The sequence below is a fragment of the Nitrospira defluvii genome (genome assembly GCF_905220995.1).
Taxonomy (GTDB): Bacteria; Nitrospirota; Nitrospiria; order Nitrospirales; family Nitrospiraceae; genus Nitrospira_A; species Nitrospira_A defluvii_C.
On record NZ_CAJNBJ010000016.1, the window covers coordinates 542,194 to 563,390 of the forward strand.

At 60.5% G+C, this 21,197-nt stretch carries 27 protein-coding genes and 1 pseudogene; 7 read left to right on the plus strand and 21 right to left on the minus strand.

The window, feature by feature from the left end; translation table 11 throughout:
- Positions 1–6: 6 nt before the first annotated feature.
- Positions 7–525 (minus strand): PH domain-containing protein, encoded by a 519-nt coding sequence (locus KJA79_RS14155; RefSeq protein ID WP_213042700.1) that lies wholly within the window; start codon positions 523–525, stop codon positions 7–9.
- A gap of 478 nt (positions 526–1,003) precedes the next feature.
- Here KJA79_RS14155 and KJA79_RS14160 point away from each other — a divergent pair, with 478 nt between their 5' ends.
- Genes KJA79_RS14160 through KJA79_RS14170 form a run of 3 tightly spaced genes read left to right on the plus strand, consistent with a single transcriptional unit; the run spans position 1,004 to position 2,677 of the window.
- A complete protein-coding gene (locus tag KJA79_RS14160; protein WP_213042701.1) occupies positions 1,004–1,999 on the plus strand; it encodes a sugar phosphate nucleotidyltransferase in 996 nt (331 codons plus the stop codon).
- 15 nt (positions 2,000–2,014) lie between these two features.
- Complete coding sequence (locus KJA79_RS14165) at positions 2,015–2,263, plus strand: DUF2934 domain-containing protein (RefSeq protein WP_213042702.1); 249 nt, start codon at positions 2,015–2,017, stop codon at positions 2,261–2,263.
- Between the two features lie 60 nt (positions 2,264–2,323).
- Positions 2,324–2,677: a VOC family protein gene (locus KJA79_RS14170; protein ID WP_213042703.1), complete on the plus strand. Its 354-nt coding sequence runs from the start codon at positions 2,324–2,326 to the stop codon at positions 2,675–2,677.
- A gap of 69 nt (positions 2,678–2,746) precedes the next feature.
- Here the strand turns inward: KJA79_RS14170 and KJA79_RS14175 are convergent, their stop codons facing one another.
- From KJA79_RS14175 to KJA79_RS23030, 8 genes are all read right to left on the minus strand, one after another.
- A complete protein-coding gene (locus KJA79_RS14175; protein ID WP_213042704.1) occupies positions 2,747–3,208 on the minus strand; it encodes a YbhB/YbcL family Raf kinase inhibitor-like protein in 462 nt (153 codons plus the stop codon).
- Between the two features lie 55 nt (positions 3,209–3,263).
- The gene (locus KJA79_RS14180) at positions 3,264–3,950 is read right to left on the minus strand and encodes a phosphoribosyltransferase (protein ID WP_213042705.1); all 687 of its coding nucleotides are present in this window, start codon (positions 3,948–3,950) and stop codon (positions 3,264–3,266) included.
- 22 nt (positions 3,951–3,972) lie between these two features.
- Entirely contained in the window at positions 3,973–4,524 is a 552-nt protein-coding gene (locus tag KJA79_RS14185) for a Slp family lipoprotein (protein ID WP_213042706.1), read from the minus strand.
- On the minus strand, positions 4,521–5,246 hold the full coding sequence (locus KJA79_RS14190; RefSeq protein ID WP_213042707.1) for a BON domain-containing protein: 726 nt from the start codon (positions 5,244–5,246) through the stop codon (positions 4,521–4,523). The genes KJA79_RS14185 and KJA79_RS14190 overlap by 4 nt, the downstream gene beginning before the upstream one ends.
- A 40-nt stretch (positions 5,247–5,286) precedes the next feature.
- Positions 5,287–6,219 carry an NAD(P)-binding domain-containing protein gene (locus tag KJA79_RS14195; protein WP_246507657.1) on the minus strand — a complete coding sequence of 311 codons (933 nt, stop codon included), beginning with the start codon at positions 6,217–6,219 and terminating at the stop codon, positions 5,287–5,289.
- Between the two features lie 26 nt (positions 6,220–6,245).
- A complete protein-coding gene (locus KJA79_RS14200; RefSeq protein ID WP_213042708.1) occupies positions 6,246–6,806 on the minus strand; it encodes a nitroreductase family protein in 561 nt (186 codons plus the stop codon).
- 64 nt (positions 6,807–6,870) lie between these two features.
- The gene (locus tag KJA79_RS14205; RefSeq protein WP_213042709.1) at positions 6,871–7,098 is read right to left on the minus strand and encodes a hypothetical protein; all 228 of its coding nucleotides are present in this window, start codon (positions 7,096–7,098) and stop codon (positions 6,871–6,873) included.
- 19 nt (positions 7,099–7,117) lie between these two features.
- Positions 7,118–7,240, minus strand: coding sequence for a hypothetical protein (locus tag KJA79_RS23030; protein WP_281412690.1), 123 nt, complete (start codon positions 7,238–7,240; stop codon positions 7,118–7,120).
- A 184-nt stretch (positions 7,241–7,424) separates the two neighbouring features.
- Here KJA79_RS23030 and KJA79_RS14210 point away from each other — a divergent pair, with 184 nt between their 5' ends.
- The 4 genes from KJA79_RS14210 to KJA79_RS14225 all read left to right on the plus strand — a co-directional run bounded on the left by KJA79_RS14210 (position 7,425) and on the right by KJA79_RS14225 (position 14,349).
- Positions 7,425–8,096 (plus strand): hypothetical protein, encoded by a 672-nt coding sequence (locus tag KJA79_RS14210; protein WP_213042710.1) that lies wholly within the window; start codon positions 7,425–7,427, stop codon positions 8,094–8,096.
- Between the two features lie 228 nt (positions 8,097–8,324).
- The gene (locus KJA79_RS14215) at positions 8,325–12,578 is read left to right on the plus strand and encodes an acyl-CoA dehydratase activase (RefSeq protein WP_213042711.1); all 4,254 of its coding nucleotides are present in this window, start codon (positions 8,325–8,327) and stop codon (positions 12,576–12,578) included.
- A gap of 15 nt (positions 12,579–12,593) precedes the next feature.
- Positions 12,594–13,241, plus strand: coding sequence for an MlaC/ttg2D family ABC transporter substrate-binding protein (locus KJA79_RS14220; protein ID WP_246507660.1), 648 nt, complete (start codon positions 12,594–12,596; stop codon positions 13,239–13,241).
- A 106-nt stretch (positions 13,242–13,347) separates the two neighbouring features.
- Complete coding sequence (locus KJA79_RS14225) at positions 13,348–14,349, plus strand: hypothetical protein (protein WP_213042712.1); 1,002 nt, start codon at positions 13,348–13,350, stop codon at positions 14,347–14,349.
- An 18-nt stretch (positions 14,350–14,367) separates the two neighbouring features.
- Here KJA79_RS14225 and KJA79_RS14230 read toward each other — a convergent pair whose 3' ends face one another.
- The 12 genes and pseudogenes from KJA79_RS14230 to KJA79_RS23180 all read right to left on the minus strand — a co-directional run bounded on the left by KJA79_RS14230 (position 14,368) and on the right by KJA79_RS23180 (position 21,184).
- The gene (locus KJA79_RS14230) at positions 14,368–14,970 is read right to left on the minus strand and encodes a Fic family protein (RefSeq protein ID WP_213042713.1); all 603 of its coding nucleotides are present in this window, start codon (positions 14,968–14,970) and stop codon (positions 14,368–14,370) included.
- Positions 14,946–15,173, minus strand: coding sequence for a hypothetical protein (locus KJA79_RS14235; protein WP_213042714.1), 228 nt, complete (start codon positions 15,171–15,173; stop codon positions 14,946–14,948). The genes KJA79_RS14230 and KJA79_RS14235 overlap by 25 nt, the downstream gene beginning before the upstream one ends.
- A gap of 98 nt (positions 15,174–15,271) precedes the next feature.
- Positions 15,272–15,694 carry a hypothetical protein gene (locus tag KJA79_RS14240; protein WP_246507661.1) on the minus strand — a complete coding sequence of 141 codons (423 nt, stop codon included), beginning with the start codon at positions 15,692–15,694 and terminating at the stop codon, positions 15,272–15,274.
- Positions 15,695–15,777: 83 nt separating this feature from the next.
- Positions 15,778–16,212 carry a hypothetical protein gene (locus KJA79_RS14245; RefSeq protein ID WP_213042716.1) on the minus strand — a complete coding sequence of 145 codons (435 nt, stop codon included), beginning with the start codon at positions 16,210–16,212 and terminating at the stop codon, positions 15,778–15,780.
- Positions 16,213–16,320: 108 nt separating this feature from the next.
- On the minus strand, positions 16,321–16,773 hold the full coding sequence (locus KJA79_RS14250; RefSeq protein WP_213042717.1) for a hypothetical protein: 453 nt from the start codon (positions 16,771–16,773) through the stop codon (positions 16,321–16,323).
- Positions 16,774–16,900: 127 nt separating this feature from the next.
- Positions 16,901–17,362 (minus strand): hypothetical protein, encoded by a 462-nt coding sequence (locus KJA79_RS14255; protein ID WP_213042718.1) that lies wholly within the window; start codon positions 17,360–17,362, stop codon positions 16,901–16,903.
- A gap of 36 nt (positions 17,363–17,398) precedes the next feature.
- On the minus strand, positions 17,399–17,893 hold the full coding sequence (locus KJA79_RS14260; protein ID WP_213042719.1) for a hypothetical protein: 495 nt from the start codon (positions 17,891–17,893) through the stop codon (positions 17,399–17,401).
- Between the two features lie 127 nt (positions 17,894–18,020).
- On the minus strand, positions 18,021–18,500 hold the full coding sequence (locus tag KJA79_RS14265; RefSeq protein WP_213042720.1) for a hypothetical protein: 480 nt from the start codon (positions 18,498–18,500) through the stop codon (positions 18,021–18,023).
- Positions 18,501–18,533: 33 nt separating this feature from the next.
- Entirely contained in the window at positions 18,534–18,956 is a 423-nt protein-coding gene (locus KJA79_RS14270) for a hypothetical protein (protein WP_213042721.1), read from the minus strand.
- Between the two features lie 332 nt (positions 18,957–19,288).
- The gene (locus tag KJA79_RS14275; RefSeq protein WP_213042722.1) at positions 19,289–20,029 is read right to left on the minus strand and encodes a helix-turn-helix transcriptional regulator; all 741 of its coding nucleotides are present in this window, start codon (positions 20,027–20,029) and stop codon (positions 19,289–19,291) included.
- Between the two features lie 92 nt (positions 20,030–20,121).
- Positions 20,122–20,667: a DNA polymerase ligase N-terminal domain-containing protein gene (locus tag KJA79_RS14280; RefSeq protein ID WP_213042723.1), complete on the minus strand. Its 546-nt coding sequence runs from the start codon at positions 20,665–20,667 to the stop codon at positions 20,122–20,124.
- Positions 20,668–20,709: 42 nt separating this feature from the next.
- Positions 20,710–21,184: pseudogene (locus KJA79_RS23180) on the minus strand (adenosine-specific kinase).
- Between the last annotated feature and the right edge of the window lie 13 nt (positions 21,185–21,197).

Below are 21,197 nucleotides of genomic sequence, written 5' to 3' on the forward strand. Positions count from 1 at the left end.
CATTCCTCAAACCGGCCGCCTCACCAACGCGGCCTGAATCCGTTGTGTCACGTCCTCCGGATCAAGCAGGCCGCGGAACTGGATGACTGCGTCGTCCTGCCGGGATTGAATGACGACGGTCCCGATCCCCATCAGATCAGCGAGCGGCCCCTGTTTGATTGAGACCTCGCGGATCTCCTGGTGCTCGATCGATTGAATGTCGCGTCCCGTCCAGCCATTCCGCAGCACGACTCGTCGGCTTGTCACGACATACCGCCCCCACCGGCGCAATGCGGCGGCGGTTCCCAGCAACGTGACCGCACCGACCAGCCAGCCGCCCCACCCCGACGCACCCGACCTCACCAGCAGAGCAGCCCGGACCATCATCATAGCGACGATCAGGTAGAGCCAGATGAATTGGCTCCAGGCAGCATACCCTTCCCACAGGATCGTTTCCTTCCCGAACATGGCATTCTCATGCATGATGATCTGGGACTTTTCTCTACAAGCCGCCGTCCTGGTCTTGTGGCATAGTACCCCAGCCATCCTCAAACCACTAAATCGGGGTCTACCAGGATGCGGAAACAAAATCCGCCAGCGGCGTTCTCGCGCAAGACACTGCCGCGTCACTTTCTCAGCAGCGTTCACAAACGTGACGCGCTTGATTCAATGCGTCGGGAACCTCAGAGGCTCACCGTATAGCGAGAGTACGATTCGCCTCTTCGCTCGCTGCGGCCTTGCTGGAGGGCCTATTTGCGCATCCTCCGGGTTCTGTTGAGGCGGGACAGCCGCTGTCGCTAAGCGCGACCTATTACGCAACACTCGAGGTTTTCCGCAGCCTACGAGAGAAGTCTTGTGCCTTTATTCGCAGACACTGCCTGCGCCCCTCTTCATTTCCGCTGGCGTCCCTTTTGCATTTACCTGCTCTACAAGTCATACCGAGATGTGCTGCAAGTTTCGGACATCGAATTTTGTCCAAGCGCACTTCCACTCCCGGACCACCGAACCCAGTCGAAGGGACGTCATGAATCAGGAGCAGCCATTCCCTTCCCATTGGACAATCGTCCTCGCAGGCGGGGAAGGGACCAGGATGCAGCCGCTCGTCCGTCGCTGGCTGGGGATCAACCGGCCCAAACAATATTGCGCCTTCGTCGGCTCCCGTTCGATGTTCCAGCATACGGTGGATCGCGCGGCATTGGTGACGGAACCGGGACGAATCGTCGCGGTGGTGGCGCGTGATCATCGCCAAGAAATCATGACCCAGCTGCAGGGTCGAACTGTCGGACAAGTCATTTACCAGCCACGCAACTGCGAGACGGCTGCCGGAGTCTTCCTGCCGTTGACCTACATCCATGCCCGAGCCCCTGAGGCGACGGTCGTCATTTTTCCTTCCGACCATTTCGTGCATCCAGAGGAGCGCTTTCTGAAGGCCGTACGCCGTGTCGCCGAGGTCGCGCAGTGGATGCCTGACCGTCTGGTTCTATTGGGCGTCCGAGCGGATCAGTGCGAAATGGAGTATGGATGGATCATGCCGGGTGAGCCGCTCTCTTCCACCGGAGGAGATCCGGTACGCAAGGTCGATTCGTTTATAGAAAAACCCACGCCGGGTGAGGCCGACGCCGCCCTCCGCCATGGCGCACTGTGGAATACCTTTGTGTTTGCCGCGCAAGCCGAGTTGCTCTGGCAGATCGGGACGCGTTGTTTTTCGGATCTCATGCGCCGCTTTGAACAGCTCAGACGTGTCATCGGACAGCCGCAAGAAACCAATGTCCTCGACGCCATCTATGACGACATGCCCACGTACAATTTATCGACCACCCTGCTCCAACAGGCCGCCGAGTCGGCGGCAGTCATCGAGCTCCACGATGTCCTCTGGAGCGACTGGGGCCAACCGGCCAGGGTTGCGGAGAGCCTCCGCCGCATCGGCCGCATGCCCGCATTTCCCCTGGAATGTCTCGACCGTCCCTTCGAACCGGAACCTCTCGTCGGTGCCAGCCCCGAACCGACCATGCAACCATGATGGAAGGAGTGTTCTATGTTGACCCCGTCTCCCCCAAACAGCAGAGGACAGAGGCGCCCCACCTCCACACGGACTTCGGCAAAGCCCCTGCGAGCGGCAAGCCCATCCCGAACCAGGCAGGTATCGACCTCCGATGACCTTAAAGCACTGATTGCCAAGCGAGCCTACGAGCGCCATGCGGAGCAGGGGTACCGGCATGGTTTCGCGCTGGACGATTGGCTTGTGGCCGAGCGGGAAATCCTGAGTCAGGTGCCCCCGGTCTGAGGCTTGCTGAGGTCTGAACGAGGACCCTCCGGCGATTCCCGTCCTGAAAGGATTCCGTCAATGATTACCTCGATGGCCTTCACCGTCTATCCCGTTTCCGATATGGCCAGAGCCAGAGCCTTCTATGAACATGTGCTTGGCTTGCATGTGAGCGACAACTATCGAGATGTCTGGGTGGAGTACGATGTCGGGGGCTCGACCTTTGCCATTACGACCACGGACATGGGGCATATTCCGGGTGCAAAAGGCGCCGTCGCGGCGTTTGAAGTGTCGGATCTCGATGGGTTTGTTCACAAAATGAAGGAGCGTGCCGTCTCGTTCGTCACCGAAACATTCGACACGCCTGTCTGCCGCATGGCGGTCATCGCGGACCAGGACGGCAACCACATCACGCTTCACCAGCGCCACGCGTAGGGAGCCGAACCTGCCGCCACGCCCACTCTCGCCTCGCGAACCACGACGCCCGACGATTGGTCACAGACACTACCTCCCGAACCGTCCCATCAATTGAGCTTCGGCCAGCACATGACCCTTCATTGCCTCGACAACATGCGCCTTTGTCGCCCGCGGCTTGAGACGCAACTCGTGATCCAGCGCGTAGAGCCTGAAGTAGTACCGATGCGGCTTCCCCGGCGGTGGGCATGGGCCTCCATAGCCGACCCGCTTGAAGTCGTTCATCCCCTGACACGCATCATTCGGTAAGACGTCCTGCAGGGGGAGTCCCTCGGCCAGCCCGCGCACATCAATGGGAATATTGAACAGGACCCAATGCACCCACGTCCCGCCCGGCGCATCGGGATCATCGACGATGAGCACGAAACTGCGCGTTCCCGGCGGCGGATTGTTCCAACGCAAGGGAGGCGAAAGATCCTCGCCCTCGCAGGTATGGTGTTTCGGAATCAGCTCCCCGTCCTTGAAGGTGCTACCGGTCAGTTCGAACGCCATGGCATACTCCTTCTTGTGTCTCCCGGCGGTCCCGCACGCGCCGATGCTTGCGCCCTCATCCAGATGACCTCTTGCCGCTCGACAAAGTCTCCCGTACGGTCTCTAAACAGGCGATGACCTCCTCGTCCTCGACCTGAGGGAAGGCTTCATAGAATTGACTGATGCCGAAGAACCACTCCGGCGTCTGGAGGATGACCGCTTCATCCACCTTCCTATTGAGTTCGCGCGACGCCTCCGGAGGGGCGACAGGCACTGCCGCCACGACACGCGCGACCTTCGCGGTGCGCAGCGCGGTCAACGACGCATAGAACGTGGCTCCCGTCGCAATCCCATCGTCCACCACGATCACGGTTTGCCCCTTCAGCGGCGGAAGAGGCCTTCCTCCCCGGTACGTTTCAATTCGCCGATGGATCTCCTGTTGCTGTCGTCCGACCTCCTCTTCCAACTGTTCGACAGTGACGCCATAGGTGTTGATGACATCGGTATTCAGGTGCCGGTAGCCCGTCTCCGCCAGGGCTCCCATCGCCAACTCCGGGTTCAAGGGCGTTCCCAACTTTCGCACCACGAGCACATCCAGCGGCAGCCGGAGCAAGAGGCTGACCTCGAAGCCGATCACGACTCCACCGCGCGGCAGCGCCAGCACAATGGTATCCTTCGCTCCCTTGTACCCGATCAGCGCTCGGGCAAGCTGCCGGCCGGCATCCCGACGATCATGAAATGTGGAGCCATCACCCTTGGCCATGGCGGTGCCCCCCTTCTCATCCTCATGGAGCCCAATAGGGCCCCCAGTAGGGACCCCAGTAAGGGCCCCAATAGCCGCCGACATACGGAAACGGACGGTACCAGTATGCCGGCGCTTGGACCGGCCAGATCGTGATCGCGTGGACGTCCAGCGTCGGATAGACATAGTCGATCTCGTCAAGCGCCAGCGTGACCGCTCCCGTCACTTCTCCGACCACCGTCACGCGAGTCCCTGGTGCAAGAGCGGCGGGGTCTAGAAACGCTTTTTGGAAAGCCAGGAAACGCCCTCGTGAATCGATCGGGCGCCCGGTCGGCTCCAGTGAACTATCCAACGGCAACTGGAGCAGTTCAATGCGAGTGGCATCCTTCAATCGTCTGGCGGACAACACGCTTCCCCCGAGGACGACGAAACGACCTTGGTACGACGCAGGCGCCTCTTTCAACTGATCGAACGACAGGCTGCGATCGACGCGCTCCTCCAGATTGGGCGGGATCACCGCAGCTCCGGTACAACCGGCCACAGCGGCTCCCACAACCCACAACGCCAGCAGCGTGATCGCCCGGACACTGTTCATGGTGCTCTCACTTCGAGGCGATTGACGACCTTGTCCACGCCGAACACATACCAGGCATCACACTCCGCCATGTCCTTCTGGGGAGACGAAGGCAGATCACCCTCCAGCGTGACCACCGCCTTTTCGACGGTCACACGGATGCGCTCGACATTGACGAAGGGATCCTTTTTCAACGCCAGGCGCACGGATTCCGCAAGGTCCTCATCGGAGTCTTCCTGCGGCGGGACCACCTCCATGCCGTTGATGACATCCCGACTCCCTGGCACCCACCAGGCCAGCAAGCCTGCCTGCCGCTTCTGAGTGAGGCTGGTGACATGATCATCCAGGAGCACGACCCCGTCTCTGACGGAGACCTGAATCACCCCGTGCGGATTCGCGGTGACCTCTCTGACGGTTTCCCAGGTTCCCTTATGCTTCACTTGGATCGTGCAGGTCTGCAGACAGGGCTCTTGCAGCAACACATCGCGCACCGCATCCAAAATCGCCCCGTCGCCCATGCGCATGGAAGGCGTCACGTGCAATCGATCCACGATGCCTGTGACGCCTCGAACCGCAATCGCCAGTTCCATGGCCAGTTTCTTCGCTGCCACATGCTCGACTTCTCCCTCCAGGGTGAGCACGCCCTCAGCGAAGGCCATGTGAATGGGATACTTGCGCAGGTTGATGCGTGGCTCATGTTCGAATGCGGCACGGACTTCTTTCAGAATAGGTTGCTCTTGCACCCTCGGCACCTCCCTGGGATCATGTGGCTATGAGCCGAACCTACAGCCACGACCGTTCCGCGTTGTGAGCCTGCTCTCCCCACAAGGCGCTGATCGGCAGGTCGAAGAGGGAATGTGCGCCTGGCTTCAGCCCCGGCAACGCGCGGGCGGCAGCCAGCATCATGCGCGCCGTCAACAGGGATTCATCGAAGCGGGCTTCGAACAGAAACCGTTGATGCCCCGAGCTCCCCGGCGCACTCCGCCGCTCCAGCACGATGCCACGCCCCTCCTGCTCAAGCGCGGCAATACTCTCGACCGGAAACACCAAGGTCTCTTCTCCGAAAAACAGCGGATCGGCCCGAATTGCGGCAGCCACCCGATCAGGATCAACCCCCTTCGCCAATTCCACATAGACATACCGCTGTCGTGTTCCGTCTGCCGCAAGCTGTTCCGTGCAAAGCGCTTCCTTGACGCCAACCACCTGCCGGGCCATCGCCGTATGACGAAGACTCGCCGCCACACGATGCCTGATCTCGATGTTTCCCTCCGGAACCAGAAGCGCGAAGAGGGACCGCAGGAAGGACAGCGCCCCCGGATCCCACCCCGCCCCCACAATGGCCGGCACCTCGTAGCGCATCGCGAGCCGGTGCATCGCGTCCCGATGGGCTTGAAAGGCCTCCCCGTGCAGCACAGAGGATTCAATGATGGGGATGCCATGCTGCAGACACTCGTGCGCCGTATCAAGGACCTGCGCCATCGGCACGCAGAGGAGCGCCCCCTCCACCTGTTGAACCTGCGCCGTGTGAGAGACGATCGGAATCTTGCTGAAGGCGTCAGGCAATACTTGGGCAAGACTATCCAGGCGTCGAACGATCGCCGCCAAGACGAGGTCCTTGCTCTCGATCAAGGATTCTGCACAGGCCTTCCCTACTTTCCCGAACCCGACCACAGCTAAACGGATTGTGTTGTTCCCCTTCTGACCTGTGGCGTTCACAGAGCGAGGCTCCTTTTTACCCGATGTCATCGCCACAGCAGAACCTCCGGTTCTTTCCTGGCCACTGCAGCTGTCTCGCCCTTGGGATAACCGACGATGACAGGGAACACCACCTTATAGGTTGCCGGAATGGCGAGCTCGCGCTTGCTCTTCGCCCGGTTCAACCATGGCCGTGCAAATCCGATCGGACAGGTCCCCAACCCCATCGCATGGGCCGCCAACATCAGGTTTTGCGCGGCCAATGAACAATCTTCTTCTCCGTTGTGTGCACCGGGCCTTGCACAAATGATGATGAGGGTGCCGGCCCGATGAAACACGTGATAGTCGGGGCTGGCGAGCATGTCACGATACTTGGTCAGTGGAGAATCGGGCTGGAGGCGCTGGAACACGTAGCCTTTGATCCGCTCCGACCAAAGCGTGAGCTGCCTCGGGTCTTGCACGATCACAAACGCCCAGGGTTGTTCATTCATCGAGCTGGGAGCCTGGGTCGCGGCTTTGAGGAGTGCTTCGACTGTCGCTCTGTCGACCGGCTGGTCGCTGTACGCTCGCACGGAGCGGCGGCTGTATATGGCGTCCCTCACCTCCATCGCACCCCTCCACCAGACACAAGCATACGCCCCTAAATCAGGTCAGGCGACAGATGGCCGCCAGCTACCACAGCCCAAAACTCACATCCTTGAACGGAATCGTTTCCCATTGCTCGCTTTCCAGGCCCAGGACTTCGATGTCGAGGTTTGACGGAATGACTCGCATCCCTTTGGGCCGGACCCAGTTATTCGACTTCAACGACTTCACGTACAGATGGGGTCTGGCTTGGGCATAATCTCGTTGGTGAAACAGCTCAAGTAGCCGCAATGCATCCGGCATGGTCAAGGTCATGGCACCCTCCTCTGACGTGTCACTCAGGCTCATGCTGCTGAGTCAGCAATCGTAGTGCCTGCCGATCTCCATCCCCCTCCCGGTTGAGGGCAAGGGTCTGTTTGCTGAGCAAACTCGCCGACATGGCTAACCAGCCGGACATCGAACCCGATTCAAGGAGGCTCGCTGCAGTTTCATGTTCAAGACATCTCTGTGCCCTTTCGCAGCAGCACCACCAACGCGCTTGTGGCGGATTTCCGCAGCCCGCCTGCGAAGGAACAGGACCGGCCATTGCATACAGGATGCTGGGAGGTTGCCGAGTGACCGCCTCGTCGAAGGGAGGGTGCGTGGCGCAATCAATTGTTCGCGTACTACTGGTCACGGGACTCTGGCTCTGCACCGGTTGCGTCGGCCCCCTGCAGCAATGGGGAGAAGCAACAGCCTTTCATCGCACGACCACATCGTTTGACCCGGCCACACTGAAACAGGAGCGGGCGGCGGTGTTGAACGCCGTCGTGGGATTCGGATTAGAAGGGTATGCCCATCAAGTCTCGCGTTCGCTGTCGAGCGCCTTGGAGCAGCGCCCCACCCAGATCACCGCACTCCCGGCGCACGAATCCCTGAATCGCATCAATCGGGGAGGGTTGACCCCGACGTACGCAGACATGGTTGCTGCCTATGCCAAAACCGGCATCCTCAACCGGGCAGGGTTACAGGAACTCGGCATGGCGCTCCAGGCCGGCTATGTCTTTCAGCCCAGCCTTGCTGCGTTCAGTCAATCCATGTCCGGACGCTTTTCGTTCTTCGGCTTGCGGGTCCTCCAAACTCGGGTCACCATGCTGCGCCTCAGCCTGCAGCTATGGGATACGAGGACGGGAGATATCGTCTGGGAAGGGTCCGGTGAAGCGACGCTGGCCGGCGAAGACGTGCGTGAATTCCGCATTCCCTTCGATGAGATCGCCCGCCGTTTGTGGACGCACATGCTCGACGATCTGTTCAAAGACCTACCCGCTGAATGACAGGGCTTTCCCCTGTCCCTATTTGCGACAGCAGCAGCCACGCGACTGAGGCATCTGCCCCCAAACCTCCCCATCGTAAACAGTGGTGGCGCGACCCTATCGAGCGGCAGGCCCGCATCACGACATCACCGCTCCCCGGGGCTCGGGTATGCGATTTGCTGCATCTCTGTGAGTACTCACAGAGATGCAGCAAATCGGAACATCAGAGATCTCTCGAAGGATCCCACCATGTCGTACGTCGGCATCAACATCGGAGCCCTGACGGTCAAGGTGGCCACCATACGCGGTGACGCCAGAACCGCCACCGTCATAGCCCATCAAGGCCGACCGCTCGAAATTCTCCATGAGGTGCTGGCCCGCCCGGAGTTTGCCGATGCGGAATACTTCGGGGTGTCCGGTCAACTCGGGCAGGTGCCGGAGGTGGCCGCGATTCAGCGGGCGCTCAAGGAGGTAGACGACACGTTCGACGCGGTGGCCTCGCTCGGCGGCGAATCGTTCTTAGTGTACCTGCTGGTCGAGGGCAAGCTGACCAACGTCCTGTCGCACAACAAATGCGCCGCGGGAAGCGGCGAATTCTTCGTGCAACAGATCGGCCGGATGGGGCTCGGCATGGAGGAGGCGGTCCGCCGGTCGTTCGACGGCAAGGTGGTCCCGTTGGCCTCGCGCTGTTCGGTCCACTGCAAATCCGACATCACCCACAAGCTCAACCGCAACGAAGCTACCCCCGAGGACATTCTCCATACGCTCCACGACAGCATGGCCAACAAAGTGATCGCCCTGCTGGAGAAAGGCGTGCGTGCGCCCAAGCGGGTGCTGCTGATCGGCGGGGTAACCCGTAATGACGCGATGCTGGCGGCGCTGCGGAACAAATTGCCCGACACGGAATTTGTCGTCCTGCCGGAAAGTCCCTGGTTTGAAGCCTGGGGCACCGCGCTCCTCACGCGCGACGATCCGCACCATCGGTCCCCCGCCTTTGCCGCGCCGCCCGAACTGGGGCACCTCCCGCCGCTCCATGCCTACGGTGAACGGGTGCAGGTCATCGATAGCCCGCCCCTGCAAGCACCGCCGGACGGGCCTCTGGTCCTCGGCGTCGATGCCGGCTCGACGACGACCAAAGCTGTCCTGCTCGATCCGTCAACGCGTAAGGTAGTGGCCTCCCATTACGGGCGCACCAAGGGGAATCCCGTCGCGGCCACACGGGAATGCCTGCGCGCCCTCATTGACGCGGTGGGGAACCGCCCGATTGGGTTGATCGGCACCACCGGCTCCGCTCGTGAACTGGCCGGCGCCTATCTCGGCACCGAACATGTCTATAACGAAATTTCCGCCCATGCGGCGGGCGCGACGCATTTTGACCCGACCGTGGACACGATCTTTGAGATCGGCGGGCAGGATTCCAAATACATCTATCTGCGCAATGGCGTGCCCATCGACTATGCGATGAACAACGCCTGCTCAGCCGGCACAGGCTCCTTCCTCGAAGAGAGCGCCCAGAGTGATCTCGGCATCACCGTGTCCGGCATCGCCGACCTCGCCATCGCGGCACCCGCTCCCGTGCAGTTCAAGGCGACCTGCGCGGCCTTCATCAACTCCGATATCCGTCTGGCCCAGCAGAAAGGACATCCCCGCGACAACATCGTGGCCGGACTGGTCTATGCCATTGCCGCCAACTATCTCAACCGCGTGAAGGGACCTCGCTACGTCGGCAAAAAGGTCTTCCTGCAAGGCGGTGTCGCCTTGAACCACGCCGTCGGACATGCGTTCGCCCACAGCGTAGGCCGGCCCGTGGTGATTCCCCCCAGTCCCGAACTCCTTGGCGCGCTGGGAGTCGCGTTGCTCGCGTTAACGCGATCCGGATCCGTCTTGGGCTCCCCCGTCGATCTGCACACACTTGGCTCGCCGGAGATGCAGCTGGTCGGCCACTTCACCTGCGGGGCCTGCAAGATGTATTGCACGATCGACCGGTTCATGGTCGCCGGCCGCCGCTTTCCGTTCGGCGGCCGCTGCAGCCTGTACGAAAATGTCTGGAAACGAAAGGCGCGCACGGCCGGCGTCAAGGACCTCGTCGAACGACGGGCCGAGGTCCTCTTTCACGTGCCGCCAAGCCGGCCCGCAGCCACGCCGAAACATGAACGGGTTGCGCGCAAGCACTGGGGGGTCGGCCCCGCCTACGAAAGCGCCAAAGCCTTCGTGCGTGAATCGTTGGGACACCCAACCGTAACCGCTCCGGCCGGCGAGATCCGCATCGGTATTCCCAGAGCCTTGACGACCCACTCGCTGTTTCCACTCTACTCGACCTTCTTTACTCACCTGGGGATGGAGGTCGTGCTCTCGGATGTGGACCCGCGAGGCGATCTCTCGTCGAATTCCGGATTTTGCTTTCCCGCACAAATCGCGCATGGCGCCGTGCTGGATCTCACGCGCCGAGGCGTGGAGTTGATCTTCATTCCTCATGTGATGCGCATGCCCCATCCGAACCACTGCCGAGAATCGTACCTCTGCCCGATCACCCAAGCCGAACCCTACTTTCTGGCCAAGGCATTTCCCGACAGTCGCCTGCTCTCACCGGTCCTAGATTTCACCAATGGGTATGAGGGCTGCACAGCCTTGGTCGACACGGCGGTCCAGCAACTCGGCGCCACGCATGAGACGGCTGAAGCCGCCTGGACGGAAGCCGTGCGTGCCCAGACCGAAGCCGAACGAACACTCCGTGAGCTGGGCACACAGGCGCTCGCAGCAGCCATTGCGGCAGGCAAGCCGGCCATCCTCCTCGCGGGTCACAGCTACAACGCCTTCACGCCGGAAGCCTCGCAATCGGTGGGCAAGAAACTGTCGAGCATGGGCGTCGCGACCATTCCCGCCGACTGCCTGCTGCCTGTCGGAGAAGGCCCCACGTCCTGGCATTTTGCCAACCAGGTGCTGAATGCCGTGGCCATCGCAAAGCAGTATCCTCAGTTGTTCCTGCTGAGCGTCAGCAACTTCAGTTGCACCATCGACGCGTTTACCCACTCCATGCTCGCGTCTGAGCTGGGATCAAAGCCCTATCTGATCCTGGAAATCGATGCCCACACGGCCGATGCCGGAGTCCAGACGAGGTTGGAGGCCTTTCTGGACATTATCGGCAATTACCAGGACAGCCGGCGCAGCAGCGCTGACACCTTTACCCCCTGCCGACTCATTTCCGGAGGGCACATCGTGCGCTCCAGCGGAGAGCAGGTGCACCTGACGGATCCACGGGTCACCATCTATTTTCCCAACTTTTCTCCCTATCACACCCGGGCCGTCGCCATGGCCGCCCGCTGGCTCGGGCTGCACCCCGGCAACATCCTTCCGTTGAACCGTGCACAGCTGGACCGTGGACTGCAGTACACCTCCGGTCGCGAATGCCTGCCCCTGCCGATCTGTATCGGCCAACTGCTGCACCTCCACGAGCAACGCCGCCCCGGCGAGGTGGCAGGCTTTTACATGCTGCGGGGCGGGGCCCCCTGCGTGAGCGATTCCTATATGGGCTATTTGGAACGGTTTATCATCGAGCAGCGGATGGCAGACCTGTTCTTGTTCGATCCCCGTGAGGAGAATGGCTACCTGGGATTCGACAAGGAACGCCTGACGAAATCGTTCTCCCCCGCCATTGTGCTCGGGGACGTGCTCGTGGAAATCGATCAGGTGCTTCGGGTCGTGGGGGCCCCCGGGAGCATCGAGCAGTTGCACGCTGAGTGGGAACAATTCACGGAACAGACGCGAACGCTGAACGACTTTCACGCCAACTTGCCCGCATTCGTGGACGCACTCGCCAGGCTCCCACGCACGAAAGATCCGATGACCTGCCCCCGCGTTGTCGTGGCCGGCGATTTCTTTACCCGCTTCAGTTCGTTCTTCATGGACGGTGTCCGCGACCGTTATGCCGAACGAGGCATCATCCTCAAGCCGGTCGATCTGAGCGATCTCTTTCTCTATTTCGCCTACGACGAGATGGCCTGGACTGCCAGAAATTGGGGGATGCAACCGGGAGGCCTGGCCATGGCCAAGGCCTGCACCAGGATTTTCGAGCCGGAAGGAAAGCAATATCTTCAGCAGTGGGTCGGCCATCAGATGCTGCAGGGAATCGAGGAACATTACCGCGGACTGTTTCAAAAAACCGGCTTGCTGGTGGCAGGTCCGAACGTCGCATCCACCGTATTTCATAAAGGCGCGGAGCACGTATCCCACACGATCTGGGGAGAACTCCTGCCCACCATCGGCAAGGGGCTGGACGCGGCACGCGAGGGATATGACGGCGTGATTCTCATCGGGCCGTTCAACTGTCTCCCGTTCCGGATTTCAGAGGCCATCCTTAAACCGCTGAGCATTCAACAGGGGATGCCGATTCTCACCTACGAAAGCGACGGCTATGCCGTCTCGCCGTCGGTGTTGAGGCAAATCGACGTCCACATTCAGCAGGTGCTCGACCATGCAAGCCGGCCGCATGCGGCACCGGCGTGAGCAAAGGAGACCCCATTGCGAGGGACCCGGCTTCGGCTCCTCATCGGCACGCTTCCTGTCGCCCTCCTGACCGGGCTGCTCTTCCTGCTCCCCATCCCGGCACCGGCGGACAGCGGACACGAGACTCCCACGGCTGTCGTGCGCGCCACGCTTGATGCCGTGTTTCATATTCTCGACGATCCACACCTGAAACCGGCGACACAAGCGAAACAACGGCGTCACCAGCTTGAACAGGTGATCGCGGAGCGGTTCGACTATGAGGAGATGTCCAAGCGGACATTGGCCGCGCAGTGGAAGGCCCTCAACGACGGGGACCGCCAGGAATTCGTCCAGCTCTTCAAGGCGTTTCTCTCCGATCAATATGCGGCGAGGATCGAAGGGTATGCCGGCGAACGAGTGGTCTATCTGTCTGAACGTACGGCGAACGGCTATGCCGAAGTCCGCACCAGATTGGTGTCCGACAAGCTGGACCTGCCGATGGACTATCGTCTCACCGGCAAGCATGGCACCTGGTACGCCTACGACGTCATTGTCGATGGGGTCAGTCTCGTCATGAATTATCGCAGTCAGTTCACGAAGATCATGGCAGAGTCGTCCTTTCAAGAACTCCTGCGCCGCCTGCGGGAACGGCCCACGAAAGACGGAGGCCCACCGAAGACCTGACCCATCATCCCGCCCGGTAATTCTCGGCCCGCTCCCTTTCTCCCCGCCGATCGGAGTAGCATGGGTCGGACAAGACCTGATTCCACTCACCATCGTGTCCGATCGCATGACCATCCGCGCACGGCGTCATCATCCAACGAGCGTGTTATTTTGCCTGTTCCTCCTCCTGATCTGCGGCACCGAGGTGGCCCGAGGGGAGCCGACCGCCGACGGGCCTCAGATCACACCCTGGTTCACCGGGACGCTCCTGTCCACGAGAGGGACCAGTCTCGGCAAAGGGCAAGCCGTGGTGGAGCCCTATCTGTACTACACGCGGTACGGCGGCCTCTACAACGACAACTGGCGACTCCAATCGGCCACCACCTCCCAGAGCCTCACTCAGCAAACCTATTTTATCTACGGCCTCACCGACTCCCTCGACATCGAAATCGCGCCCCAATGGATCGGCAACCACGCGCGCGGCGACTCCTCCGGCGGCTTCGGCGACCTGCCGCTGAATCTGGGAGTTCAAGCCTGGCGCAGTCCCGCGCAATCCTGGGTGCCCGATATCCGGCTCTGGGTGCAAGAGATCTTTCCCACCGGCCGCTACTCCCAGCTCAGCCCTGCGACGGCCGACCTGGAACGGACCGGAGGCGGCGCCTACGCGACCACGTTCGGCATCGCTCTCCAAAAGGCGATTCCCCTCGGCGGAGAGCATGTGTTGCGGTACCGGCTCAACGCCACGTACGGCATCTATTCGTCGGTCGCTGTCCGTGGATTTAACGCCTACGGCGGAGGCTTCGGCACAACAGGGCGGGTCACGCCCGGAGCGGTCTCGACCGTTACAGTCGCCGGTGAGTATAGCCTGACTCGCCGTCTCGTGCTGGCCTTTGATATCGGATTCCAAACCGTGACTGCCACGCACTTTTCGGGCGACCTCGGTCTCGATGCCCAAGGCCGACCGGCACTCGTGGGGCGAGGCGCCAGCAATCTGGTCACCATCGCACCGGCGCTGGAATACAGTTGGAACCAGCATGTGGGGGTGCTGGCCGGTCCCTGGATGAGCGTGAGCGGGCGAAACACGCCCGAGTTTTTCGGAATTGTGGCGGCGTTGTATTGTTTCTTGTGAGGCTGTGACCGTGCCGCCTTAAATGGCCGCCGCGAGCCGGTCGATCCACTGCTGTTGGAGCGGCAGGAGGTCGCCCGCATCACCGGCTCGCAGGGCATCGAGGTAGGTACGACGCCCATCGGGGTCCGTGGGTGCCGTTTCGACCGGCGGCAGGGCGAGCTTGTACAAGAGTGCGGCCAGCGTCAAGCGACCGATGCGGCCGTTGAAATCCTTGAAGGGATGAATCCACTGGAAACGCCAGTCCACCCAGGCCAGCAATGAGGCAATGTGGGTGAGGTCGTCCTCCGGGAGATGGCGCAGTCGCTCGGCCAGATCGTCGCAGAACGACCGCACCAGCATCGGCACTTGATAGTACGGAGGCGGCTCCAGAGTCCCCACCTTCACATCGGTCGTCCGGAATCGTCCCGCCCAGTCAGGAAAGAGGTCTCCAGCCAAATCGCGGTGCCTCTCGCACAACCAGTCCGGAGTAATCACGATGTCCTGAGCGGAGGTTCGCAAGATCCGGTCGAGAATCCGCGCCAGCGCAACGGCAAGCCGTTCCGAGAGCTCCGGATAGGTCAAGGCCCCTTGTGTTGTTTCGAACGAGCGGGTGGAACCTAGGTGTCCGGGGTCTTCGACCATGGGCCAGATTGCTCCAGGAGGGTTTTGAGGCGAGAAACCGCCACGGGCTCGCCTTCGAAGGTCATGGATTGGGAGACGCGCTCCAATAGGACCTCGCGATGGGCGTCGAGGACCGTACTTGGAGTTTTATGGGCGGCCCGCCAGAGGCGAAACTTGGCTTCCAGTGCTTCGCGTTGTCCAGCATCTCCGCTATCCGCCGACATGGTGCCCATTCTTGCATGGAGCCACAGCCCACACAACCCCCTTCGAACCGTGTCCTACGAATCGGAGAATGACCTGTGCCTCCTCGCCTGAAGCAGTCTCATGCGGATGGCGCACCAACCTGATGCCCGCTGAGCCGGTGGAGATGCCGGGAGACATCGTGGTAGCGCGCGGGCGTCACGACATAACAATAATCGAACAGCCGGTCCGCCGCCTCCTGGGAAATGCCTGCCTCCCGCGCTTGGAGCATCTCCATGAACCGATTCATCGCCCGGTATACCGCCTCACTCTCGCCGTTGAGCAGGTGGGCGCGTACCCTCGCCAGTTGCGCGACATAGGGCGAGAACAGACTTGTCTCAGATCCATCCTTCGTCTGCTCCACAAGAACCGCCTGCATCATCGCATCGAGCCAGTCCTGCTCCCCGGCGAGAGTTGCGCCCGGTCCACCGGGGGCAACGACAATGACGCTCGTCAGCAACAGAAACAATGCGGCCGCCCATCTGATATCTCTGATGATCCGCATGATCTCCTCCTCGCGCAAGCCCGGAATTCCGCCGCTCGCCTCCATCTTACGGCAATCATCCTGACATCCAGCTCCGACCAACTCTATTCCTCCCAGAAGAATTTCTCCCAGTTCACGGTTTTATCCCACCACTGCTTGTGCCGCTTGACGTCGTGCAGGGCGGGCGGGGTGACTTCATAACAGAAATCCCACATCGCATCGGCGGCCTTGGCGCTGATATCTCCGTCACGGCTTTCCAACATGTCCATAAAACGGTTCATCGCCATATATGAACCTTTCCAGTCACCCCGGTCATAGAGGCTTCGCACCAGGGTGACTTGGCCGACATAGGGATCGAACGATCCGGGCTCGCCCTTGGCGGAGGCGATCCCTTCCTGCACGACGACGAACCCGGTCAATTGCTCCACCCAGCCTTCCGACCCCGGATACATCGCGATCGCCCCCAGCGGGGCGAGCACCACAAGCAACACGCAGCGGACGACACCCCTCATCTTCCGTGAGATAGTCATTGGTGTCATGACCCCCCTCCTTACTTCTGACGTATCAGCGGTTTCTCAGATGGCCCTTGTTCCCTGACCATCACCCTCCCCATTGGATTCCACCCAGAAAAATGCGCGCACGATCCTCTACTGGACCGTCCGGATGGTCCCGCCGTGATGGACCATGCGGATCGTCCCGCCCATATCAATGTCCCCTCTGTGCAAAGGACAGAAAAAACGAAACTCCTCGACGCCTCCTCGTTCACGGCTCCTTTCCCATGGCGCAGGACTCACCAGGGTTCTGACACTGTCCTCAGGGGCCACCGTCACCCGCAACGGCTTGTTGATAACGTCACCCTGCTCACCGGCTACTTGCTCGTAGAGCCCCTCGACCATGAAAACGTGTGTACGGGCGGTGGGGTTCACGAGAAGGAAGATCAATCCGTCCCTGAGGTCCGTTTCCGTATGAATAACGACCTCACTGGGAAGCCAGGCTGCCGAGTGGTCCGGTAAATCCTCTACGACAAAACGGAACTCGCTGCCGTGAGCCATCCGGTTGGCCGACAACATCCACGTCAGCCCCACGATAAGAACACTCACCAGCGACACACCCCGCCGCCATCGACACTTGGTAACGGCCACGAACCGACTCGCCTGACTTCTCTGCTTCCTCATCGTGATTGCCCACAGAGACCCCTGCGAACCCTGTCCTCTATCCTGATCGCGGTTACGGCAAGACATGAATCGTTCCTCCCAGATGCGCGTCGCCTTTATGTAAGGGACAAAAGAACGGATAGGCCTCCTCCTCTGAACCGGCTTCCGCCTGTCCCCGCTCAAATTGGGCCGTGCTGATCTGCACCCGGACCCTGTCTTCCGACGTCACGTTGATCCGTAACGGCTTTGTGCTGACTTCCCCACCCGCCCCCATCACCTCTTCGAACAGTCCATAGGCGGCAAAGGCATGAGTGCGATCTGTCGGATTCTCCAGCACAAACACCAACCCATCCTGCATGTCCGTGCTGCGATGAATCAGCACTTCCTGCGGCACCCATACCGCCCGCTTCTCCCCGAGATCTTGCACCACAAAGTGAAACTCCGCCGCCCCAGCGGCGCTCCAGAAACCCAGAGCGCCGGCCAGGACAACGGTAGCCAGACCACTCACACAATGGGATGGCTTCATGTGGCTCATATTGCGAGTCCTTCCGGCTACAGGAGCCGGGTGCGATCAGCCACCACCGACCTCACCCCTGGTTTCGATGACATACACCTCCCCTTTGACTTCCGGATGGATGTCGCACCAGAGGGCATGACGCATGCTCTCGGCGATGCCCGTGGCCGAATCGAACTTCGACGGCGCTGTCGCGAAATGAAGCGTCATCGTCTTCCCCGAATCCACGTGATACGATTTGAAGTTCTTCCCGACCACCTCAACCCCGCCTTCCACACGAACCGGAATCCCCTTGAACAGATTCGACGCGAACCCATGCGTGACGCTGTCCTTATTATGGATCACGATCGTCGTGTCGTGCGACGGCATCGTCAGCCCCACGGTCTCGTATCCGTGCTGCCGATCTTTAATCGTGATCTCCACCTTCGACGGCGGTGCCCCCATGCCAGGGGCTTGCGCAAACGCCACCGTCATGCCCATGCCGAGCAACGTCATGGCCGCCACGGCAAGGGGAACCGCCGGCACTGTGGTTGTAAGTCCTCTGATCTTCATGATGGACCTCCTTGATTGAAACGTGAACGACTCACGGCTTCCTCCTGGAGAACCTCGCGTCACTGCGAGTCACTGCGCCACGATAATTCCACCCTGTTATCTTCTTTCTCCTGACTCAGTCTTCCGCTCACCCGCCTCGGCGTTCGATGATGAACAGTTCCCCCTTCACGTCCGGATGCATGTCGCACCAGATGACATGCCTCATAAGCGGGCTCATCATCGTGAGCGGGGCTTCCGCCGACCCTTTAGTAAAATGAAGCGTCATGGTCTTTCCTGGATCGACGCGGAAAGATGGGGCATCTTTCCCCGCAACCTGGTACCCGTCGCCTTCCAACCGAACCGGCGTGTCCTTAAACAGCGGGGAGTAGAATCCATGCGTCACGCCGTCTTCATTGCGGACCACGATGGCCGTCGGATTTCCCTCCCGGCCATAGCCGGTGACATGAAACTCCATTTTCTTGATGGTCACCTGGATCGTCAGCTCAGGAACTTCTTTACCTGCCGTGGCGGCGTTGGCGGCCTCCGTTCCTGTCCCCGACAGCATGCCCAGCCCCAACGCTGTCGAGAATAACACCGCTCTCAACGGATCATCTCTGATGGTCCTCATGGCACACCTCCCCTCTTTTGAACATGATTCAGATCAGCTAATCGGCTGCCCATACTGATGCTCGATAAACCGATCAATATGCCGGGAGACATCGTGATACTCCGCCGGCGTCACCAGGTAGCAGTAATCGAACAACCGATTCGCCACCTCCGGCTGGATCCCGTTCTCGCGTTGTTCGAGCATGTCCATCAGTCGGTTCATGGCCGCATACACGGAAGCTGTATCCTCGTTCAGCAGATATCCGCGCACGATTTCAAGCTGCGCGATATAGGGAGCAAACGTGCCCCAGAACGGTCCTTCGTTCGCCTGCTCGATCAGCACCGCCTGCATCATGGCGGCAAGCCAATCGTCCTCTCCCGCCGGCGCCCATACCGTCCCTCCCAAGGCCACCACCATGAGACCGGTCAACACGAAGAGGACCGTCGCCGTCCATCTGATATCTTGGATGACCCACATGGGGTACCTCCACCCACTTGCTGCGCCACGATCCTGATCCCGCCCCTCCCAGCTCACATCCCATCGCCCATCTCCCGACAGAATGTTCTGATTCCACGTATATTAGATTACGCAGCCAAGGCTCGATGGACAATGAGCCGGCTGCGTCATTTTGAAGCATGATGCAGATGCACTAGCCCACATGCCTCAAGAACGCTTCTCCTGCAATGGCGGCGAGGCGTCAATAGTCAAGCATCGACCGGACAAAGCAGCCCTACGATTGACGAATGATGGGTGACGAAAGATATGCCCCCGGACGCGATGTCGCGCCATAGCGCCATGAATGATGCGGGTTACGCGAAGGGTGTGCCGCGATGGAAGGCAATCGCGAGGGCTTCAAGGCGACTATGCGCCCCGAGTTTGTCGCAAATATGTTGGACATGATTGCGCACAGTGGCGGAACTGATGCAGAGCACATCCGCGATCCGCGCGGTGCGCTCGCCCAAAGCCAGGTGCTGCAGCACCTCTCGCTCGCGTCGACTCAGTGGGAAAGTGGCCGGCACATCAGGAAGGTTGTCTGACGACGACGCCGAAGCAATGGAAAGGGTCGCACCAGGAGCGGGCCGCTCATCGGGAACGGACAGCACAGACTGCAGTTCCTGCACAAGCTGTCGGATCTTCGCCTGCTTGCTGATATCCCGGAACAAATGGACGAACAGGAACCGGTCCTTCTTCCTGGAGGGCACGGGCAGGGAACTGACATTCAACCAGAGGGTTTTCCCGGTTTTGGTGCGCGTCCGGATATCGAAGTTACGGACTCCACCGCCGCAGCCGAGCCGCTGTCCGACGGCGCACGAGGACGAGCAGAGTGGATGACCGGAGAGCGTCATACCGCGTATCACGTCGTGGCAAGGACGCCCGAGCACCTCACCGGCCCGGAACCCCATCAGGTGTTCAGCCGCCTTGTTCCACAAGACGACAGTGCCCTCCTCATTTGCCAACAACGCACCGTCGGCACTGCGCTGCACCATGTCCGCAATCTGTTTCATGATCGCAATCTCCGCTGCGCTGTGCCCCAGATGCAAACCAGCCATCTAAAAATTATGGCATATCGGCGAACGGAGACCCTTTCAAAATCATCCCGCTGACCAATCCCCATCACCACATTAAATTGTCCCTTCATCCATCATTCGTTCAACCTGCTGCCGACAGCGAGAGTCGCCAACGTCCCGGCTGCTGCCTCTTCGGCCAATTCCTCGATAGATCGGTTCGTCAGTACCGACTGTTGCTGCTCGACGGTGATGTCGGAGCCTGGCCTGGCTGCGTCATCCTCTTGTTTGATCAGCAACCACTGTCCCTGCCGCCCTTTCATACGCACAAGCGAAAATCGCCCGTTCAACCGCCTGCCATGAAAGCGGACATCGAGCACACCTTCGTGAAGCATTTCTGCGGCCGATCCCGTCTCCCCATGCCTCGGCGAAGGTTCGAACCATCCGCGATCCCACACCAGGACCGGCCCTGCCCCGTATCCCCCCTCTTCAATGACGCCCTCGAAATCGGCATAGGCCAGGTCATGGTCTTCAACCTGAATCGCCAACCGCTTGATCCCAGGATCGAGCGACGGGCCCTTCGGCACCGCCCAGGATGCCAGCACGCCGCCGATCTCCAATCGCAGGTCGTAATGGAGGTGCGTGGCCCGGTGTTTGTGCACGATGAAGAGAGGCTTTTTCATAGTCTGCGCTGGGTCAGAGTTCCACACTCGTAACCGGCCTGGTCATAATTTGTACCCAATCCGACGGAGCAGCGACTGTTTTTCCGCAATGTCGGCCTCTTGTTCGATCCCTGCGGGAACGGCCCCGTCCACCACGCCCAGAATACCCCGCCCTCCTGCAATCTCCGCCAGGATCACTTCCGCCTGATTGGCGGTCGCACAATAGATGGCACAGACCTCCGACACCTGACGGAGCACCGGCAGGACGTTGACGGGGAAACAGTCTCGCAGCGAGATGATGACACTATGCCCGCTCCGATCGCCAATGCGTTCGTCCTGGCCAGGACGACCAATTCTTCATCCGTCCCGCTCCAGCGGGCCAGGCAAACGCCGGACGCTTCACAAAACGCCAACCCGAACTTGATCCCCGGCACCGCCGTCACCAGCGCTTCGTGAAGACCTTCGACCGTCTTGATGAAATGGCCTGGCCAAGAATGAGATTCACGTCCTCAGGTTTTTCGATCGGAAACGCCTTCAGGGCGACCGCCACC

What these genes read in the sequence shown, in the direction of transcription:
- KJA79_RS14155 (WP_213042700.1), bottom strand. Translation starts at nt 525, where the DNA reads ATGGCTGGGGTACTATGCCACAAGACCAGGACGGCGGCTTGTAGAGAA.
- KJA79_RS14160 (WP_213042701.1), top strand. Translation starts at nt 1,004, where the DNA reads ATGAATCAGGAGCAGCCATTCCCTTCCCATTGGACAATCGTCCTCGCA.
- KJA79_RS14165 (WP_213042702.1), top strand. Translation starts at nt 2,015, where the DNA reads ATGTTGACCCCGTCTCCCCCAAACAGCAGAGGACAGAGGCGCCCCACC.
- KJA79_RS14170 (WP_213042703.1), top strand. Translation starts at nt 2,324, where the DNA reads ATGATTACCTCGATGGCCTTCACCGTCTATCCCGTTTCCGATATGGCC.
- KJA79_RS14175 (WP_213042704.1), bottom strand. Translation starts at nt 3,208, where the DNA reads ATGGCGTTCGAACTGACCGGTAGCACCTTCAAGGACGGGGAGCTGATT.
- KJA79_RS14180 (WP_213042705.1), bottom strand. Translation starts at nt 3,950, where the DNA reads ATGGCCAAGGGTGATGGCTCCACATTTCATGATCGTCGGGATGCCGGC.
- KJA79_RS14185 (WP_213042706.1), bottom strand. Translation starts at nt 4,524, where the DNA reads ATGAACAGTGTCCGGGCGATCACGCTGCTGGCGTTGTGGGTTGTGGGA.
- KJA79_RS14200 (WP_213042708.1), bottom strand. Translation starts at nt 6,806, where the DNA reads ATGGAGGTGAGGGACGCCATATACAGCCGCCGCTCCGTGCGAGCGTAC.
- KJA79_RS14205 (WP_213042709.1), bottom strand. Translation starts at nt 7,098, where the DNA reads ATGACCTTGACCATGCCGGATGCATTGCGGCTACTTGAGCTGTTTCAC.
- KJA79_RS23030 (WP_281412690.1), bottom strand. Translation starts at nt 7,240, where the DNA reads ATGTCCGGCTGGTTAGCCATGTCGGCGAGTTTGCTCAGCAAACAGACC.
- KJA79_RS14215 (WP_213042711.1), top strand. Translation starts at nt 8,325, where the DNA reads ATGTCGTACGTCGGCATCAACATCGGAGCCCTGACGGTCAAGGTGGCC.
- KJA79_RS14225 (WP_213042712.1), top strand. Translation starts at nt 13,348, where the DNA reads ATGACCATCCGCGCACGGCGTCATCATCCAACGAGCGTGTTATTTTGC.
- KJA79_RS14230 (WP_213042713.1), bottom strand. Translation starts at nt 14,970, where the DNA reads ATGGTCGAAGACCCCGGACACCTAGGTTCCACCCGCTCGTTCGAAACA.
- KJA79_RS14235 (WP_213042714.1), bottom strand. Translation starts at nt 15,173, where the DNA reads ATGTCGGCGGATAGCGGAGATGCTGGACAACGCGAAGCACTGGAAGCC.
- KJA79_RS14240 (WP_246507661.1), bottom strand. Translation starts at nt 15,694, where the DNA reads ATGCGGATCATCAGAGATATCAGATGGGCGGCCGCATTGTTTCTGTTG.
- KJA79_RS14245 (WP_213042716.1), bottom strand. Translation starts at nt 16,212, where the DNA reads ATGACACCAATGACTATCTCACGGAAGATGAGGGGTGTCGTCCGCTGC.
- KJA79_RS14255 (WP_213042718.1), bottom strand. Translation starts at nt 17,362, where the DNA reads ATGAGCCACATGAAGCCATCCCATTGTGTGAGTGGTCTGGCTACCGTT.
- KJA79_RS14260 (WP_213042719.1), bottom strand. Translation starts at nt 17,893, where the DNA reads ATGAAGATCAGAGGACTTACAACCACAGTGCCGGCGGTTCCCCTTGCC.
- KJA79_RS14265 (WP_213042720.1), bottom strand. Translation starts at nt 18,500, where the DNA reads ATGAGGACCATCAGAGATGATCCGTTGAGAGCGGTGTTATTCTCGACA.
- KJA79_RS14270 (WP_213042721.1), bottom strand. Translation starts at nt 18,956, where the DNA reads ATGTGGGTCATCCAAGATATCAGATGGACGGCGACGGTCCTCTTCGTG.
- KJA79_RS14275 (WP_213042722.1), bottom strand. Translation starts at nt 20,029, where the DNA reads ATGGCTGGTTTGCATCTGGGGCACAGCGCAGCGGAGATTGCGATCATG.
- KJA79_RS14280 (WP_213042723.1), bottom strand. Translation starts at nt 20,667, where the DNA reads ATGAAAAAGCCTCTCTTCATCGTGCACAAACACCGGGCCACGCACCTC.